Source organism: Rhodobacter flavimaris (assembly GCF_021378075.1).
Lineage (GTDB): Bacteria > Pseudomonadota > Alphaproteobacteria > Rhodobacterales > Rhodobacteraceae > Rhodobacter > Rhodobacter flavimaris.
This window is the reverse complement of sequence record NZ_JAJUOS010000010.1, coordinates 47,420-65,055: the sequence shown is the minus strand read 5'-3', so window position 1 is coordinate 65,055 and position 17,636 is coordinate 47,420. Positions and strand designations below refer to the sequence as shown.

Sequence of the window (17,636 nt, the reverse complement as noted above, 5' to 3'; positions counted from 1 at the left end):
GCCAGCACTCGCTTGGGCTTCGGGAACTTCGGGCGCTGGATACCCCTGAGCGGTCGCGCCCGAAGGCACGCTCAGAGGCTGCTAAGAAGAAGGAGACCACGGACGGACAGGCCGGGGGCTAAGGCCCCGGTGCGGTCGGTCGAAATGTTCATCATCCGTGTCATGGGGTCGGACTATAGGGCGTCGCGCGCGATTGAAAAGCGAAAAATGCCGATCGTGTGGCGCGGAGCGATCCGCACTAGCGGCGATGCGCGGGACTCAGTTCCCTGCGGGCGCCGCAGCGGCCGGTGCCGGGGCTTCCTCGGTCAGAACGTTCTCGTTCCAGGTGCCCGAGGCGACCTCGCCCGAGGCATAGCGCATCACGCCCTTACCCTGGCGCTTGCCCATGACGAAGGTGCCTTCATAGACATCGCCATTGGCATAGGTGGCCACGCCTTCGCCGTCGATCTCGCCGCTGCGCCAGCCGCCCTGATAGGTGAAGCCGCCCGGCATGGTGATCTTGCCTCGGCCCGAGCGTTGGCCGGCCTCGAAATTGCCCTCGTAAACCGTGCCGTCGGAATAGGTCGCGCGGCCCTGGCCGTGGCGCTGGCCATCGGCCCACTGGCCTTCGTAAGTGTAGCCGTCGGGATAGGTCATCTTGCCCATGCCGTGGTTGCGCGCGGCGAGGAACTGGCCCTCATAGACCAGCCCGTTGGCATAGCGCGCGACGCCGGTACCCTCGATCACGCCCGCCTGCCAGTCGCCCTCATAGGTCGAGCCATCGGGATAGGTGATCAGACCCTTGCCCTGTGGCAGGTCGTTCACGAACTGCCCGGCATAGACCGAGCCATCGGGGTAGGTCACGGTGCCAGTGCCTTCGATCCGGCCCTCGAACCAGTCGCCGTCATAGATATAGCCATCGGTGCCGCGGAAGATACCCTTGCCCTGACGGCGGTCGGCGACGAAGCCGCCCTCGTAAACATCGCCGTTCGCATAGGTCACCTTGCCCGGCCCCTCGCGCTTGCCTCTGGCCATCGAGCCCTCGAAGACATCGCCATTGCCCTGCACGAGGCGCCCGGCGCCGTCCATCTGGCCCTCTTTCCAGCCGCCCTCATAGGTCAGCCCGTCGGCCATGCTCAGCTTACCTTGACCGGCGCGCAGCCCGGCCAGCATGTCGCCCTCATAGACCGCGCCATCGGGGTAGGTGATCTTGCCCTTGCCCTGCTTGACGCCGGCGACCCAGTCGCCCTCGTAGCGGTAGCCGTCAGGGCCGGTCAGCACGCCCTTGCCGTCATGCAGCGCGTTCTTGAAGGTGCCGGTGTAGGTGGTGCCGTTGGCATAGGTCGCCACGCCCTCGCCGGTGATCTGGCCCGCGACCCAGTCGCCCTCATAGGTGCCGCCATCGGCGAAGGTGATCTTGCCCTTGCCGTTCGGCTCGCCCTTGGCGAACTGGCCCTCATAGACCGAGCCGTTGGGGAATTTCGCGCGGCCCTGGCCCAGGATCTCACCCATGACCCAGTCGCCGTCATATTCATAGCCCGAGGGCAGGCGGTAGCTGCCGGTGCCGTGCTGCTTGCCGTCCTTGAAGGTGCCCTCATAGACGCCGCCGTCGTCATATTGCTTGGTAACGACGTCCTGCGCCGCCACGCTCAGCGGCAGCGATGCCGCAAGGCCCGAGAGTGCCAGTGCCAGACCATATGCCCGGAATTGACCGACCCTGCTGCCGTTGCCTGCCATACGTGCCCCCTATCAATCTTGGCCCGTGGCCTGCTCTGCCCGGGCGTGCACAGCCTAAAGGCAGCTTTGGGCCGAGACAAGCGTTCCGCGGGGCGTCGCGGGTGCCAAGCCTTGCCGAACGGGGCAAATTTGACGCAGCCTGCCTTTCAACCGGTCAGCCTTGGCGCTAAACCAAGCCAGACGTGTAAGAGGAGCCGCCAATGGCCGAGACATTTCGCCTGACCCTTGCCCAGTTGAACGCCACCGTGGGCGCGTTTGGGGCCAATGCCGACAAGGCGCTGGCCGTCTGGCAAGAGGGCAAGCGCGCCGGGGCGCAGATGGTGGCCCTGCCCGAGATGTTCCTGACCGGCTATCAGACGCAGGATCTGGTGCTCAAACCCGTGTTCGTGCGCGATGCCATGGCGGCGATGGAGGCCTTGGCCGCGAAGATCACCGATGGCCCCGCGCTTGGCATCGGCGGGCCCTACTGGGACGAGAGCGGGCATTACAACGCCTACTGGATCTTGCAGGAGGGCAAGGTCGTGGCCCGGCTGCTCAAGCATCACCTGCCGCATGAGGATGTCTTCGACGAGATGCGCCTGTTCGATTCGGGGCCGATCTCGGGGCCGTACCGGATCGGGCCGCTGCGCATCGGCACGCCGGTGTGCGAAGATGCCTGGCACCCGGACGTGGCCGAGACGCTGGCCGAGACCGGGGCCGAGATCCTGCTGGTGCCGAACGGCTCTCCCTATCGCCGCCGCAAGCTTGACCTGCGGATGAATGTCGCTGTGGCGCGGGTGGTCGAGACGGGGCTGCCGCTGGTTTACCTCAACATGGTCGGCGGACAGGATGACCAGCTTTTCGACGGATCAAGCTTCGTTCTGAACCCGCATGGCGAGATGGCCGCGCATTTCGCGCCGTTCGACGAGGTCATCGACCATGTCGATTTTCAGCGCGGCCCCGAGGGCTGGCGCGCGCTGCCCGGCCGCAAGGACGCGCAGCCCGAGGATTGGGAGCAGGATTACCGCGCTATGGTCATGGGCCTGCATGACTACCTGGCCAAGTCGGGCTTCAAGAAGGTTGTGCTGGGCCTGTCGGGCGGGATCGACTCGGCGCTGGTGGCGACAATCGCGGCCGATGCGATGGGGCCCGAGAATGTGCATTGCGTCATGCTGCCCTCGCGTTTCACGTCGCAGGGGTCGTTGGACGATGCGGCGGATGCGGCGCGGCGGTTGGGCTGTCGGCTCGATACCGTCTCGATCGAGGAAAGCCGCCATTCGGTCGAAGGCGCGCTTGCGCATCTGATGGAGGGCACCAAGCCCGACGTGACCGAGGAAAACATCCAGTCGCGCCTGCGCGGCGTCATGCTGATGGCGATCTCGAACAAATTCGGCGCAATGCTGTTGACCACGGGCAATAAATCCGAGGTCGCGGTGGGCTACTGCACTATCTATGGCGACATGGCTGGCGGCTATAACCCGCTGAAAGACCTTTATAAAACCCGCGTGTTTGAGACCTGCCGCTGGCGCAATGCCAATCACCGCCCCTGGATGAAGGGCCCGGAGGGCGAGGTCGTGCCGCCGCAGATCATCACCAAGCCGCCCTCGGCCGAGCTGCGCGAAAACCAGAAGGACCAGGACAGCCTGCCGCCCTACGAGGTGCTCGACGCGATCCTCGAGCGGCTGGTGGAAGAGGATCAGTCGGTCGAGGAAATCGTCGCGGCGGGCTTTGACCGTGCCACGGTCAAGCGCATCGAGCATCTGCTCTATATCTCGGAATGGAAGCGTTTCCAGTCGGCGCCGGGGCCGCGCCTGACGACGCGGGCCTTCTGGCTGGATCGCCGCTACCCGATGGTCAACCGCTGGCGCGACCCGAGTTGACCGCTCAGAGCGCCGAGACGGGGCAGGCGGGCAGCAGGCGCCGCACCTCGCGCATTTCGCACAGGTCGGTTGCGGGGGTCATCACCGCCGCCGAGGCCGCCGCAGCACCCCATTGCAGCGCCTCGGGCAGAGCCAACCCTCGCGCCAGCGCAAGGGTGAAGGCGCCGACGAAACTGTCGCCCGCGCCCACTTTGGAGACGACCGGGACGGGGGCTGCCTCGGCCACCCATCGCTCGGTCGCGGTGGCCAGCACATTGCCATCGCCGCCGCGCGCCACGATCACCGCCTTGGCGATCCCGCGTAGCACGAGGCTTTGCGCGAAATCGGCGCTGTCGGAGCGATGGGGAAGCTGGCGGCCGGCCAGTTCCTCGGCCTCGATATCGTCCATGCGCAAAACGTCGGCGGGCTTGGCGCCGGAATAAAGCAGGTTGTGCAGCGCCCGCCCCGAGGTGTCGAGAAAGAAGCGCGCCCTGGTCCGGGCGATGCGCGACGACAGCCGTGCGGGGAAATCGTCGGGTGCGCCCGGCGGCTGGCTGCCCGAAAGCACCACGATTCCGTTTTCCGGCGCCGCCCGCGCGATCCGGTCGAGCGCCTTCTTCACATCGCCCGTGCTCCATGTGGGGCCGGGCATGACAAAGCGATACTGCTCGCCGGTCGATGCATCAGTGACGGTCAGGCTCTGGCGCGTTTCGGCGGGGGCGGGGAAGGGGTAAAGGCCGATGCCCTGCTCGGCCAGAAGGTGCATGACCTTGTCGCCCGTCGGGCCGCCAAGCGCCACGAAGGCGGTGGAATGCCCGCCCAGAACAGTGATCGCGCGGCTGACGTTGATGCCGCCGCCGCCGGGGTCTTCGTCGGGGCGCGAGCAGCGCAGCTTGCGGTCAGGCTCGACATGCTCGGCGGTGATCGACAGATCGACCGTGGGATTGAGGGTGATGGTCAGGATCGAGGTCATGGGCGCCCCCGCGCGGGTAGGTTTAGCGCAATCATGACAGGTTGGGCGCGGCGATCCAAGGGGATCGCCGCAGCGCAGAAGGATTAAAGATCGAACTGGTAGCTGGCTGGCACGAAGCGGAAGCCGTCGTCCTTGGTCTCAAGGTAGCCCACGCCGGGGAAGGGCATGTGGTAGCCGACGAATGGCACCTTGTCGCCCGCGATGCGCCCCAGAAGGCTGCGCCGGGTCGCGGCGGCGGCGGCCTTATCGGCATCGTAGCGCACTTCCCAGTCGGGCTTTTGCAGCGACCAGACGTAGTGGTTGGCGGTGTCGGCAGTCAGCACCAGCTGCCGCCCCTCGCTTTGCAGCCAATAGGCCATGTGGCCCGGCGTGTGTCCCGCGGCCAGAACCGAGCTAATACCGCCCGTCACATCCTCGCCATCGCCAAGGAATCGCATCTTTTCGGCCAGCGGGCGCACCTTGGCCTCGAACCCCTCGTTTCCGGCAGCGGCCCAGTGGTCGAACTCGGCCTGGCCGGTGACATAGGCGGCATTGGCGAAGGTCGCGCCCGCATCGTCGCTGAGGCCGCCGATATGGTCGCCATGCATATGGGTCAGCACCACCGTGGTGATCGAGGCCGCGTCATGCCCTGCCGCTGTCAGCGCCGCGCGGATGCCATCGGCCGAAAGCCCGGTGTCGAAAAGGATCTTTTCCGAGCCGGTCTCGACCAGCGTCGGGGTGAAGAAATTGACCGATTTGTCGGAGGGGATGAAGGCCGCCTCGGACAGTGCGGCGAAATCCTCGGGGCTGGCGTTCATCCCGAATACGCCCTGGGGTTCGTCCATCGGGCGGGTGCCGACCAGCAGAGTGGTCACGGTGAAATTGCCAAGCTGCATCCGCCGGTAGGGCGGGATCGCGGCGGGCGGGGCAGTCGTGCTCTGTGCCGCGGCGGGTCGCCCGCGCAAAAGGGCCGGGGCTGCAAAAGCCAGGCCGGCCGTGGCGAGGGCAGCACGTCTGTTCAGTCGGATCGTCATGAAAAGGCCTCCCTGTTTGATGGGCAAGAGGGTAGGGCCGTGCCCGCGCGGGGCAAGGGATCACTCCCACCAGCGGTCTATCGTGGCGATATCACCGTCAGACCAGCCGAAATGATGGGCAAGTTCGTGGATGAAGACATGGGCGATCAGTTCATCCAGCGGCACGTCGCCACGCGCGGCCCATTCATCCAGGATCGGGCGGCGGAAGAGCCAGATCACATCCGGCCCGCCGGGGTCCATCACCGATTTCTCGGTCATCGGGATGCCCTCGTAGAGGCCGGTCAGCTCGAAGGCATCCTCGATCTCCATCTCGTCGAGCAGATCCTCGGGGGCGAAATCCTCGACGCGCAGCACGACGGCAGCGGCGGGGGCGCGGAACGCCTCGGGGAGCGTTGCGCGCGCAGCTTCGGCCAGCGCCTCGAATTCCGCAAGCGTGGGCGCGAGCCGCCCGTTCCAACCGTCCATCGTAGTGCCCTCCGTAGCCCCCGGCCCCTGCTTGATATGGACAAAAGAGGCCCTTTGTGAAAGAGCAGGCGGAACAGGAGACCCTTCATGACCACCGTTACCCGCTTCGCCCCTTCGCCCACGGGCTATATCCACGTCGGCAACCTGCGCACCGCGCTGATGAACTATCTGATCGCCCGCAAGACCGGCGGCACGTTCATCCTGCGTATCGACGACACCGACCAGGAGCGCTCGAAGCAGGAATATGTGGATGCGCTGAAAGCCGACCTCGAATGGCTCGGTATCCAGTGGGACCGCGAAGAGCGCCAGTCGCTGCGCCTTGACCGCTACGAGGCGGCGGCGGAAAGCCTGCGCCGGATGGGCAAGCTGTACGAATGTTTCGAAAGCCCGACCGAGCTGGACCTCAAGCGCAAGAAGCTGCTCAACATGCACAAGCCGCCGGTCTACGACCGCGCCGCGCTGGCGCTGACCGAGGATCAGAAGGAGCGCTTCCGCGACGAGGGCCGCGAGGGCTACTGGCGCTTCATGCTCGACCAGGTGCGGACCGAGTGGGAAGACGGCATCCTCGGCCCTATCTCGATCGACGCGGGCTCGGTGTCGGACCCGGTGCTGATCAAGGCGGGCGGGCAGGTGCTTTATACATTCGCCTCGTCGGTCGATGACATCCAGATGGGCGTAACCCATATCGTGCGCGGCGCCGACCACGTCACCAATACCGCGACCCAGATCCAGATCATCGAGGCGCTTGGCGGCAAGGCCCCGGCCTTCGCGCACCATTCGTTGCTGACCGGCGCGCAGGGCGAGGAGCTCTCGAAGCGCCTCGGCGCGCTGTCGATCCGCGATCTGCGCGCTTCGGGCATCGCCCCCGAGGCCCTGCTGAGCATGATGGCGCGTCTGGGGTCGAGCCAGCCTGTCGAACTGAAGATGAGCATCGACGAGATCGCCGATGGGTTCGACCTGAGCCAGTTCGGCGCGGCGCCCACCAAGTTCGACGCCAATGACCTGATCCCGCTGACCCGCGCGCGCAACCAGCAACTGCCCTACGCGGCGGTCAAGGACGACATCGCGCGCCTTGGCATTCCCGCCGCGCAGGGCGACGCCTTCTGGGCCGTGGCCTCGAAGAACATCGACAAACTGTCGGATCTCGAACACTGGGCCGATCTGTGCCTGAACGGCGCCGAACCGGTGATCGAGCCCGAGGATGCCGAGTTCATCGCTGCCGCCCTCGCGCTGCTGGCTGAGCCGCCCTACACGCAAGCGACCTGGGGCGAGTGGACTGCCGCCGTCAAGGAAGCGACGGGCCGCAAGGGCAAAGGGCTGTTCATGCCGTTGCGCAAGGCCCTGACCGGGCAGGCGCATGGCCCCGAAATGGCCGACCTGATGCCGCTGCTGCACAAGGTGCGCGCGAAAGGCTGAACAGGGGTGGGGGCACCGCCCCCGCACCCCCGAGGTATTTCTGCCAAGAAGAGGGTGGGCCCGTCCCACCCTTTTTTGCGTGTTTGCGACGGGGGAATGTCGCTTTTTTCCGAAAAGCGTCGATTCTGGATTTTGTGCTTGTCAGGCGCGCGGGCGCTCGGCTATCCGAGGACAGTCAGGATCGGGAGAATCTGGTTCCGGACCAGTGCCGAAGGAGCAACCGCCCCGGTAAACTCTCAGGCAAAAGGACCGTTCTGACTCAGGAATCTGGAGAGTGGCGCAAGCGCGCCCGCCGAAGGGATAACGATCTCAGGCGCCCCGATGGGGTAGGGACAGAGGGGGCATCGAGCGGACCGAAAGGTCATGGGATTCGGTGCCGGGCATCCGGCTGACAAGGGGGCGAGATGGCCGACGATGCGGTCCTCAAGCGGACGGGGCTATACGATCTGCATATCGAACTGGGCGCCAAGATGGTGCCATTCGCGGGCTGGGAAATGCCCGTGCAATACCCGATGGGCGTATTGAAGGAACACCTGCATTGCCGCGCGCAGGCAGGTCTGTTTGACGTCAGCCACATGGGGCAGGTGATCCTGCCCGCCAGCGCGGGCAAGGCGCTTGAGGAGCTGGTTCCAGTCGACGTGACCGGGCTGGGCGAGGGGCGTCAGCGTTATGCGATGTTCACCAATGCCGAGGGCGGTATCCTTGATGATCTGATGGTGTCCAACCGCGGCGATCACCTGTTCCTTGTCGTCAACGCCGCCTGCGCCGAGGCCGACATTCGCCACCTTGAGGATTACCTCGAAGGCGTTTGTGTGATCCGCAACCGCGCGCTGCTGGCCTTGCAGGGTCCGGCGGCCGAAACCGTGCTGGCGCGTCTGATGCCCGCCGTTGCCGGGATGCGCTTCATGGATGTGCAGACCCATGGCTGGAACGGCGCCGAACTGTGGATATCGCGCTCGGGCTATACCGGCGAGGACGGCTATGAAATCTCGCTGCCCTCCGACCGGGCCGAGGAATTCGCCCGCGAACTGCTGGCGATGGAGGAGGTTGCGCCCATCGGTCTTGGGGCGCGCGATAGCCTGCGGCTGGAAGCCGGGCTGTGCCTTTACGGTCATGACATCGACACCTCGACGACGCCGATCGAGGCGGGGCTGAACTGGGCCATCCAGAAGCGCCGCCGCACCGAGGGCGGCTTCCACGGCGCCGAGCGTATCCTGCGCGAATTGGCTGAAGGGCCCGCGCGCCTGCGCATGGGCCTGCGCCCCGAGGGCCGCGCGCCGATGCGCGAGGGCGTTGAGATCTATGCCGAGGCCGAGGGCGGCGCGCCCATCGGCCAGGTCACCTCGGGCGGCTTCGGCCCCTCGATCGAGGCGCCGATGGCCATGGCCTACCTGCCGACCGACCTTTCCGAGGGCACAGTGGTTTACGGCGAGGTGCGCGGCAAGCGTCTGCCCGCGCGCATCGTGCCCATGCCCTTCCATCCCCATTCCTACAAACGCTGAGGAGCTTCCCCATGAAATTCACTGAAGAACACGAATGGCTGCGTGTCGAGGGCGATCTGGTCGTCGTGGGCATCACAGATCATGCCTCGGAACAGCTGGGCGACGTGGTGTTCGTGGAACTGCCCGAGCTTGAAACCCAGGTCGCCAAGGGCGACGAGATCTGCGTGATCGAGTCGGTCAAGGCCGCCTCGGACATCCTCGCACCGGTCGATGGCGAAATCGTCGAGGTCAACGAGGCGCTGGCAGACAATCCGGGCCTCGTGAACGAAGACCCGCTTGGCGCCGCCTGGTTCTTCAAGATGAAGGTCGAGGACATGAGCCAGCTCGACGATTTCATGTCGGAAGACGAATACAAGGATTTCATCGGGTAAGATCATGTTCACCCCCACGACATACAACACCTACGATTTCGCGAACCGCCGCCATATCGGGCCGAGCCCGGCGGAAATGTCCGAGATGCTGAAAGCCGTGGGGGTGCCGAACCTCGACGCCCTGATCGACGAAACGGTGCCCAAGAGCATCCGCCAGGCCGACCCCCTTGGTTGGGCGCCGCTGACCGAGCATGCGCTGCTGGCCCGGATGCGCAAGGTGGCCGAAAAGAACAAGGTGATGACCTCGCTGATCGGGCAGGGCTATTACGGCACCGTCACCCCGCCCGCGATCCAGCGCAACATCCTGGAAAACCCGGCCTGGTACACCGCCTATACCCCCTACCAGCCCGAGATCGCGCAGGGTCGGCTTGAGGCGCTTCTGAACTACCAGACCATGGTGGCCGATCTGACCGGCCTGCCGGTCGCCAATGCCTCGCTGCTCGATGAGGCCACCGCCGCGGCCGAGGCCATGGCCATGGCAGAGCGCAGCGCGAAATCGAAGGCGCGCGCCTTCTTTGTCGATCTCAACCTGCATCCCCAGACCATCGCCGTGATCGAGACCCGTGCCCTGCCGCTGGGGATCGAGATCATCAAGGCTCAGCCAGACGATCTGGTGCCCGAGACGGTCTTTGGTGCGATCTTCCAGTATCCCGGCACCTACGGCCATGTACGCGACTTCTCCGACCTGATCGAGAAACTGCACGCCGCCAAGGCGCTGGCCGTGGTGGCGACCGATCTTCTGGCGCTGTGCCTGCTGAAAGAGCCGGGCGCGATGGGCGCGGATATCGCCGTGGGCTCGGCGCAGCGGTTCGGTGTGCCGATGGGCTATGGCGGCCCGCACGCTGCCTTCATGTCCTGTCGTGACGAGTTCAAACGCGCCATGCCGGGGCGCATCGTTGGCGTGTCGATCGACAGCCATGGCGACAAGGCCTACCGCCTCAGCCTGCAAACGCGCGAGCAACATATCCGCCGCGAGAAAGCGACTTCGAACGTCTGCACTGCGCAGGCGCTGCTGGCGGTGATGGCCTCGTTCTACGCGGTGTTCCACGGGCCGATGGGCCTGCGTGGCATCGCCGAGATGGTGCATTTCAACGCCGTGCGACTGCGCGACGCGCTGGTTGCCGCGGGGGCCGAGGTGGCACCCGGCGCCTTCTTCGACACGATCACCGTCAAGGTTGGCGTGGGGCAGATGGGCATCATGGCCGCCGCGCGCCATCGCGGGATCAACCTGCGCAAGGTTGGGCGCGACCGCGTGGGCATCTCGGTCGATGAGCTGACGGATACCGATGTGCTGGTGCGCGTGCTCGACGCCTTCGGCATCACCGATCCGGTGCCTGAAACGGTCGGCCTTGGCTTCCCCGAGGATCTTCTGCGCCAAAGCGCCTACCTGACCCATCCGGTATTCCACATGAACCGCGCCGAGTCCGAGATGATGCGCTACATGCGCCGCCTGTCGGACCGTGACCTCGCGCTTGACCGCGCGATGATCCCGCTTGGCTCCTGCACCATGAAGCTGAACGCCGCCGCCGAGATGATGCCGATCACCTGGCCCGAGTTCGGCGCGCTGCATCCCTTTGCGCCCGCCGATCAGGCGCAGGGCTATCACGAGGCCATCGCCGATCTGACCGGGAAGCTGTGCGAGATCACCGGCTATGATGCCTTTTCGATGCAGCCCAACTCGGGTGCGCAGGGGGAATATGCGGGGCTTTTGACCATCGCGGCCTATCACCGCGCGCGCGGCGAGGGGCACCGCAACATCTGCCTGATCCCGGTTTCGGCGCATGGTACCAACCCGGCCTCGGCGCAGATGGCGGGGATGAAGGTGGTGGTGGTGAAATCCGCCCCGAACGGCGACGTGGACCTTGAGGATTTCGAGGCCAAGGCGGCGGAGGCGGGCGGCAATCTTGCAGCCTGCATGATCACCTATCCTTCGACCCATGGCGTGTTCGAGGAAACCGTGCGCCGGATCTGCGAGATCACGCATGAGTACGGCGGGCAGGTCTATCTGGACGGCGCGAACATGAACGCGCTGGTGGGGCTGGTGAAGCCGGGAGAGATCGGCTCGGACGTGAGCCACCTGAACCTGCACAAGACCTTCGCCATTCCGCATGGCGGTGGCGGCCCCGGCATGGGGCCGATCGGGGTCAAGGCGCATCTGGCGCCCTATCTACCGGGCCACCCCGAGGTGGGCGGCGACGAGGGGCCGGTTTCGGCGGCGCCCTATGGGTCTGCCTCGATCCTGCTGATCTCCTGGGCCTATTGCCTGATGATGGGCGGGGCCGGGCTGACGCAGGCGACCCGCGTGGCGATCCTGAACGCCAACTATATCGCGGCGCGGTTGAAGGCGGCCTATCCGATCCTGTTCATGGGCAACCGGGGCCGTGTGGCGCATGAATGCATCCTCGACACGCGCGAGTTCGCCGAGGTGGGTGTGACCGTCGATGACATTGCCAAGAGACTGATCGACAACGGGTTCCATGCGCCCACGATGAGCTGGCCGGTGGCGGGTACGCTGATGGTGGAGCCCACCGAAAGCGAGACCAAGGCCGAGATCGACCGTTTCATCACTGCCATGCTCGCTATTCGCGAGGAGGTGCGCGATGTGGCCGATGGCAAGATCAGCGCCGAGGAAAGCCCGCTGCGCCGCGCGCCCCACACCGTCGAGGATCTGGTGGCCGAGTGGGATCGCCCTTACTCGCGCGAGCAGGGCTGCTTCCCGCCCGGTTCGTTCCGCGAGGACAAGTACTGGCCGCCTGTCGGGCGGGTGGACAACGTCTATGGCGACCGCAACCTGATTTGCACCTGCCCGCCGCTTGAGGCCTACGCCGCCGAGTAAGACTAAGGCCGGGGGGGCGCTGCCCCCCGGACCCCCCGGGATATTTGGACAAAGCCGAAAGAGCGGGCCTTGCGCGGTAGCGTGGGGGTTCCGATATATTTCGGGAATGGAATTCGAATGGAGGCTGTCATGGCCGAAGCGATGCGTGTGACCTGTCTTGAGTGCGGGCAGGCGAACCGGGTGCCTGCCGAGAAGCTGGGGGTGGGGCCGAAATGCGGGGTCTGCGGGGGCGCGCTGATCTCGGGCAAGGTGGCGGAGGTGGATTTCCAGATCCTCGCGAAGGCCGAGAAGGACGACCTGCCGCTGCTGGTGGATTTCTGGGCGCCGTGGTGCGGGCCCTGCCGTCAGATGGCGCCGCAGTTCCAGGCGGCAGCCGGGATGCTGGCGCCCAAGGTGAGGCTGGCCAAGATCAATACCGAGGTCAATCCGGTTGCGACGCAACGCTATCGCATCCAGGGGATTCCGGCGTTCATCCTGTTCCGTAAGGGACGCGAGGTGGCCCGCGCGGCGGGCGCGCGCCCGGCGGCCGAGATTGCGGCTTTCGTGCGCTCGAAGCTGGGCGTGGCGGCCTGACGCAGGCGCGAGAATTTTTCGCGCGGCGCGGGTTGGGGCGCTTGACAATGCCCCGCGCCTGCGCGAAAAGCCCGCCCACGGTGAGGGGCAGTAGCTCAGTTGGGAGAGCGCGTCGTTCGCAATGACGAGGTCAGGGGTTCGATCCCCCTCTGCTCCACCAAGCCGTTCTTCCCTGAAAATCGATAACCTGTGTGGCTTCAACTCTCGGAGCGACAGCCGTCATTCTGGCGTCATGTTGTGCGATCAATATCCAACTTTGTCATATGTCTTTCAAATAGTTACATATGAAATTTATCATTTGATAAAACTTATCCACAGCTTTTTGACGAAAGTTTCAGCGCGGATGCCCGTGTCTTGATCTGTGTCAAAGTGTCGCAGCAAGCGATCCGTAGCCTGCTCGCGTTTTGAACGGGCAGGGGGATTTCAATGACGATCCATTTTTCAGAAGGCTTGATCGCAAGCCCGATGTTTTCCGGCTTGGCTCCGAAAAGCGTGGAGCGCCTGATGCGCGTTGCCCGCCCCGTTCGGTTTCGCCGTGGTGAGAATATTTTTCTGCACCAGAGCCGGGCGGACTGCTGCTATGTGATCCTCTCGGGTTGGGTCAAGCTTTACCGCGTCACGCCGAATGGGAACGAGGCGCTGGTGCGCATGCATAGCCAGTTCGAAACCGTGGGCTTCTGTGACGGGCTTCGCGATCAGGTGCACAGCTACGGGGCCGAGGCGGCCTCAATCTGCCGTCTGCTGTCACTGCCAACCGCCGAGATCCGGGCACTTGCCGCCGAAGATCAGGAGTTCGCCAGCCGCTTGCTTGCGCATACGCTCAGCGCGCTTGAGCAGATGTTCGATCAGGTGGAATCGCTCAAGACCCAGACCGCGATTCAGCGTGTCGCGGCCTTCCTGCTGCGGCATGCGCGCCGGGTGGAGGGCCGCACGGTGGTCGAGCTGCCGTTCGAGAAAAGCCTCGTCGCGGCGCATCTCGGGATCAAGCCGGAAAGCCTCTCGCGGGTGCTGGCCCGCCTGAAGGCGCATGGGCTTGCCTTGAACCAGAGCGAGATCGAAGTGGTGAATCGCGATCTTCTGGAAGGCGTGATCCGCAGTGACCCGGCGGATGCCTGGGCCTAGGGGCGTTGCGGATAACCCTTTCACGCTGCGCCTCTTTTCGCGCGGGATTGCCTAAATTCTGACGGCGGCTCGGGATTTTTCGCGCTTCATGCCGCGCCGCAGCAAAACTGTCGTGAAGTCGAAACCTTTCCATGCGCAGATGGCGGTAACCAATGGAGGTTTTTCGATGTTTTCACTCGAAGGTCAGAAGGTTCTCGTCGTCGGGATCGCGAATGCGCAGTCGATCGCCTATGGCTGCGCGCGTGCCTTTCGCGCGCAGGGGGCAGAGCTGGCGGTGACCTGGCTAAACGCGCGGGCTGAGCCGCATGTGCGCCCGCTGGCCGAGGAGCTGGGTGCCACGATCAAGCTGCCGCTTGACGTGACCGCGCCGGGGCAGATGGAGGATGTGTTCGAAGAGATCGGCCGCAAATGGGGGCGGATCGACACGATCCTGCACTCCATCGCCTTCGCGCCCAAGGCCGATCTGCATGGCCGGGTCATCGACAGCTCGGCCGAGGGGTTCGGGCAGGCGATGGATATCTCGGTTCATTCCTTCCTGCGCATGATCCGCATGGCCGAGCCGCTGATGCCCGAGGGCGGCACCTGCCTGTCGGTGTCGTTCTTCGGCTCGACCCGCGTCGTGCGGCATTACAACATCATGGGGCCGGTGAAGGCCGCGCTGGAAAGCTCGGTCCGTTACGCGGCGGCGGAGTTGGGTGAGAAGGGCATCCGGGTGCACGCGCTCTCGCCCGGGCCGCTGGCGACGCGGGCGGCCTCGGGGATCGACCATTTCGATGACCTGCTGTCCGAGGCCGCGAACCGCGCGCCGACGCATATGCTGGCCACGATCGACGATATCGGCGCGATGGCGGCCTTCCTTGCCTCGCGCGAGGCGAGCAACCTGACCGGTGGCGTGCATGATATCGACGGGGGCTACTCGATAACTGCTTGATCCGGTTCATGAGATTGTTGATCCGGTTCATGAGATTGCGCAGGGGGCGGTCCGTCGGGCCGCCCCTTTGCATTGCAGTTCTCCCCAGATTTCGTGGCGAGGGCCGAGTTATCCACGACAAATTGCTTTACAGATTACCCCGTTAGGCTCACGATATCTTGTAGGGGGAACGGGAACTGACGCCGATCCTTGTAGAACTACCAAACCCTAGGGGAGCTGCACCCCAAGGGGCACAGAGCAGGCAGGGGGCACGGGCATGGCACTGAGCGAGGACTATCTCTATTCCGACGAGATCCACCCGATCGACGTGGTCGAGTCGCTGGCCGAAGCGCATGAATGGGATTTCGACCGGGTCGCGCATGATCAGATCGCGATGACGGTTGAAGGGCAGTGGCGCACCTACTCGATCACGCTTGCTTGGTCCGCGCAGGATGAAACGCTGCGCCTGATCTCGACCTTCGAGATGGACCCGCCCGGCGCGCGCGACGGGGCGCTTTATGACCTGCTGAACCGCATCAACGATCAGGTCTGGACCGGCGCCTTCACCTGGTGGCCCGAGCAGCGCCTGATGGTTTGGCGCTATGGCCTTGTGCTGGCGGGCGGTCAGATCGCCGGACCCGAGCAGATCGACCGGCTGATCGGCGCCGCCGTGGTCTCGTCCGAGCGGTTCTACCCGGCGATGCAGCTGACCTGCTGGGGCGACGAGTCGCCCGAACAGGCGCTCAAGGTCGCCATTGCAGAGGCCTACGGGCGCGCCTAATCTTTGCCCCCGAGACCAAGGGGGCAAAATGGACTTTTCGACGATTTCGACGCGCGGGCTGGTTCTGCTGGGCTGTGGCAAGATGGGTTCCGCGATGCTGGCGGGCTGGCTGCGGGGCGGACTTGCGCCGGGCGCCGTGCATGTGATCGACCCGCATCCCTCGGACTGGCTGCAGTCGACGGGCGTTGCCGTGAACGGCCAGCTGCCCGAGGCGCCCGCCGTGGTGCTGATCGCGGTCAAGCCGCAGATGATGGCGGCGGCCCTGCCGCAGTTGCAGGCGATGGGCGGGGGCAAGACCCTGTTCGTGACTGTCGCCGCCGGCACGACCATCGCGACCTATGAGGCTATTCTGGGCGCCGCCACGCCCATCGTGCGCGCTATGCCCAACACCCCCGCCGCCATCGGTCGCGGCATAACCGCGATCACCGGCAATGGTGCGGCCAGCGCCGATGATCTGGCGACGGCCGAGGGGTTGCTCAGCGCGGTCGGGCAGGTCGTGCGGCTGGATGGCGAGCACCAGATGGACGCGGTGACCGCCGTTTCCGGCTCGGGGCCCGCCTATGTTTTCCACCTGATTGAGGCCCTGGCTGCTGCGGGCGAGGCCGAAGGGTTGCCGGCCGATCTGGCGATGAAGCTGGCCAAGGCGACCGTTGGCGGGGCAGGGCAACTGGCCGAGGACGCCGCCGACAGCCCCGTGCAGCTGCGCATCAACGTCACCAGCCCCGGCGGCACCACCGCCGCCGCGCTGGCCGTGCTGATGGATGAGGAAACCGGCTTTCCGGCACTGCTCAAGCGCGCTGTCAAGGCTGCGGCGGATCGCGGGCGGGAACTCGGCAAATGACCATCTCGTTTGACGAATTCCTCAAGGTCGATATCCGCGTTGGCCGCATCATCGAGGCGCAGCCCTTCCCGAAGGCGCGCAAGCCCGCCTACAAGCTGGTGATCGACTTCGGCCCCGAGATCGGCATCAAGAAAAGCGCGGCCCAGATCACCACGCATTACACGCTTGAGGAACTGGTGGGGCGGCAGGTCATGGCGGTAGTAAACTTCCCGCCGCGCCAGATTGGCCCCTTCATGTCCGAGGTGCTGACCCTCGGCGTGCCCGATGAAGCGGGCGAGGTCGTGCTGATCGCGCCTAGTCAGGATGTGCCGCTTGGCGGGAGGCTTTTCTGATGCGGCTTCTGGTGACGCGGGCGCTGACGCCTTCGGTCGAGGCGCGCGTGGCCGAGGAGTTCGAGGCGACCTTCCGCAATGGCGCCGCGCCGATGACGGTCGACGAAGCCCGCGCCGCGCTGGCGGATTATGATGCGCTTTTGGTGACATTGGGCGACAAGCTCTCGGCCGAGGCATTTACGGGCCATCCGCGTGCCCGGATGGTGGCGAATTTCGGCGTGGGCTATAACCATATCGACGTTTCGGCGGCCCGTGCGGCGGGGGTGACCGTCTCGAATACCCCCGGCGCGGTGACCGATGCCACAGCCGATATTGCGCTCACGCTGATCTTGATGAGCGCGCGCCGCGCTACTGCAGGCGAGCGCTATGTGCGTTCGGGCGCCTGGACCGGCTGGACGCCGACGCAGTTCCTCGGCCATCACGTGACGGGCAAGCGCGTAGGCATCATCGGTCTGGGGCGCATCGGCAAGGCCATCGCGCGGCGCTGCCATTATGGGTTTGGGATGGAGGTGGTGTTCCACAACCGCTCGGCCATCGCCGATCCGGGCCTGCCCGCGCGGCAACTGCCGATGGACGAGGTGCTGGCAACGGCCGATTTCGTGGTGCTCGCCGTGCCCGCGACCCCGCAGACCCGCCACCTGATTGGTGCGGCGGAAATCGCCAGGATGCAGCCGCACGCCCATCTGATCAACATCGCGCGCGGCGATATCATCGACGAGCCTGCGCTGATTACCGCCATGCAGGCGGGCGTGATCGCGGGGGCGGGCCTCGATGTCTATGAACAGGAACCCTATGTCCCCGAGGCGCTGCGCGTTCTGGATAACGTCACGCTCTTGCCGCATCTGGGCACGGCTGCGCTGGAGGTGCGCGATGCGATGGGGTTCATGGCGCTCGACAATCTGATCGCGTTCCGTAACGGCACACGGCCCCCGAACGCGCTCTGATCC

16 protein-coding genes, 1 tRNA gene and 1 riboswitch are annotated in these 17,636 nt (G+C 65.4%); of the genes, 13 read left to right on the top strand and 4 right to left on the bottom strand.

Annotated features, from left to right (window positions below):
* Positions 1-258: 258 nt before the first annotated feature.
* Positions 259-1,716 (bottom strand): MORN repeat-containing protein, encoded by a 1,458-nt coding sequence (locus LZA78_RS13105; protein WP_233677383.1) that lies wholly within the window; start codon positions 1,714-1,716, stop codon positions 259-261.
* 200 nt (positions 1,717-1,916) lie between these two features.
* Between LZA78_RS13105 and LZA78_RS13100 the strand changes: the two genes are divergently transcribed.
* Entirely contained in the window at positions 1,917-3,575 is a 1,659-nt protein-coding gene (locus LZA78_RS13100; RefSeq protein ID WP_233677382.1) for an NAD+ synthase, read from the top strand.
* Positions 3,576-3,579: 4 nt separating this feature from the next.
* Here the strand turns inward: LZA78_RS13100 and LZA78_RS13095 are convergent, their stop codons facing one another.
* The 3 genes from LZA78_RS13095 to LZA78_RS13085 form a co-directional block, all read right to left on the bottom strand.
* Positions 3,580-4,527, bottom strand: coding sequence for a 1-phosphofructokinase family hexose kinase (locus tag LZA78_RS13095; protein ID WP_233677381.1), 948 nt, complete (start codon positions 4,525-4,527; stop codon positions 3,580-3,582).
* Positions 4,528-4,610: 83 nt separating this feature from the next.
* A complete protein-coding gene (locus tag LZA78_RS13090; protein ID WP_233677380.1) occupies positions 4,611-5,540 on the bottom strand; it encodes an MBL fold metallo-hydrolase in 930 nt (309 codons plus the stop codon).
* Between the two features lie 60 nt (positions 5,541-5,600).
* Entirely contained in the window at positions 5,601-6,005 is a 405-nt protein-coding gene (locus LZA78_RS13085; RefSeq protein WP_233677379.1) for a metallopeptidase family protein, read from the bottom strand.
* A gap of 87 nt (positions 6,006-6,092) precedes the next feature.
* Here LZA78_RS13085 and gltX point away from each other — a divergent pair, with 87 nt between their 5' ends.
* The 12 genes from gltX (at position 6,093) to LZA78_RS13025 (ending at position 17,633) form a co-directional block, all read left to right on the top strand.
* Positions 6,093-7,421, top strand: a complete 1,329-nt coding sequence (gltX, locus tag LZA78_RS13080) for a glutamate--tRNA ligase (protein ID WP_233677378.1) — start codon at positions 6,093-6,095, stop codon at positions 7,419-7,421.
* A 172-nt stretch (positions 7,422-7,593) separates the two neighbouring features.
* Positions 7,594-7,683, top strand: a riboswitch (glycine riboswitch).
* Positions 7,684-7,825: 142 nt separating this feature from the next.
* A complete protein-coding gene (gene gcvT, locus LZA78_RS13075; RefSeq protein WP_233677377.1) occupies positions 7,826-8,923 on the top strand; it encodes a glycine cleavage system aminomethyltransferase GcvT in 1,098 nt (365 codons plus the stop codon).
* A gap of 11 nt (positions 8,924-8,934) precedes the next feature.
* Positions 8,935-9,294, top strand: a complete 360-nt coding sequence (gcvH, locus tag LZA78_RS13070) for a glycine cleavage system protein GcvH (RefSeq protein WP_233677376.1) — start codon at positions 8,935-8,937, stop codon at positions 9,292-9,294.
* A 1-nt stretch (position 9,295) separates the two neighbouring features.
* On the top strand, positions 9,296-12,130 hold the full coding sequence (gene gcvP / locus LZA78_RS13065) for an aminomethyl-transferring glycine dehydrogenase (RefSeq protein ID WP_233677485.1): 2,835 nt from the start codon (positions 9,296-9,298) through the stop codon (positions 12,128-12,130).
* Positions 12,131-12,259: 129 nt separating this feature from the next.
* Positions 12,260-12,703 (top strand): thioredoxin TrxC, encoded by a 444-nt coding sequence (trxC, locus tag LZA78_RS13060; protein WP_233677375.1) that lies wholly within the window; start codon positions 12,260-12,262, stop codon positions 12,701-12,703.
* An 84-nt stretch (positions 12,704-12,787) separates the two neighbouring features.
* Positions 12,788-12,863, top strand: a tRNA-Ala gene (locus tag LZA78_RS13055).
* A gap of 266 nt (positions 12,864-13,129) precedes the next feature.
* On the top strand, positions 13,130-13,825 hold the full coding sequence (locus LZA78_RS13050; RefSeq protein ID WP_233677374.1) for a Crp/Fnr family transcriptional regulator: 696 nt from the start codon (positions 13,130-13,132) through the stop codon (positions 13,823-13,825).
* 166 nt (positions 13,826-13,991) lie between these two features.
* Complete coding sequence (gene fabI, locus LZA78_RS13045) at positions 13,992-14,756, top strand: enoyl-ACP reductase FabI (protein ID WP_233677373.1); 765 nt, start codon at positions 13,992-13,994, stop codon at positions 14,754-14,756.
* Positions 14,757-15,012: 256 nt separating this feature from the next.
* Positions 15,013-15,516: a type III secretion system chaperone family protein gene (locus tag LZA78_RS13040; RefSeq protein ID WP_218628571.1), complete on the top strand. Its 504-nt coding sequence runs from the start codon at positions 15,013-15,015 to the stop codon at positions 15,514-15,516.
* A 28-nt stretch (positions 15,517-15,544) separates the two neighbouring features.
* Positions 15,545-16,357, top strand: coding sequence for a pyrroline-5-carboxylate reductase (proC, locus tag LZA78_RS13035; protein WP_233677372.1), 813 nt, complete (start codon positions 15,545-15,547; stop codon positions 16,355-16,357).
* Positions 16,354-16,689: a tRNA-binding protein gene (locus LZA78_RS13030; RefSeq protein ID WP_233677371.1), complete on the top strand. Its 336-nt coding sequence runs from the start codon at positions 16,354-16,356 to the stop codon at positions 16,687-16,689. Before proC ends, LZA78_RS13030 begins: the two co-directional genes overlap by 4 nt.
* Complete coding sequence (locus tag LZA78_RS13025; protein ID WP_233677370.1) at positions 16,689-17,633, top strand: 2-hydroxyacid dehydrogenase; 945 nt, start codon at positions 16,689-16,691, stop codon at positions 17,631-17,633. The genes LZA78_RS13030 and LZA78_RS13025 overlap by 1 nt, the downstream gene beginning before the upstream one ends.
* Positions 17,634-17,636 lie beyond the last annotated feature (3 nt).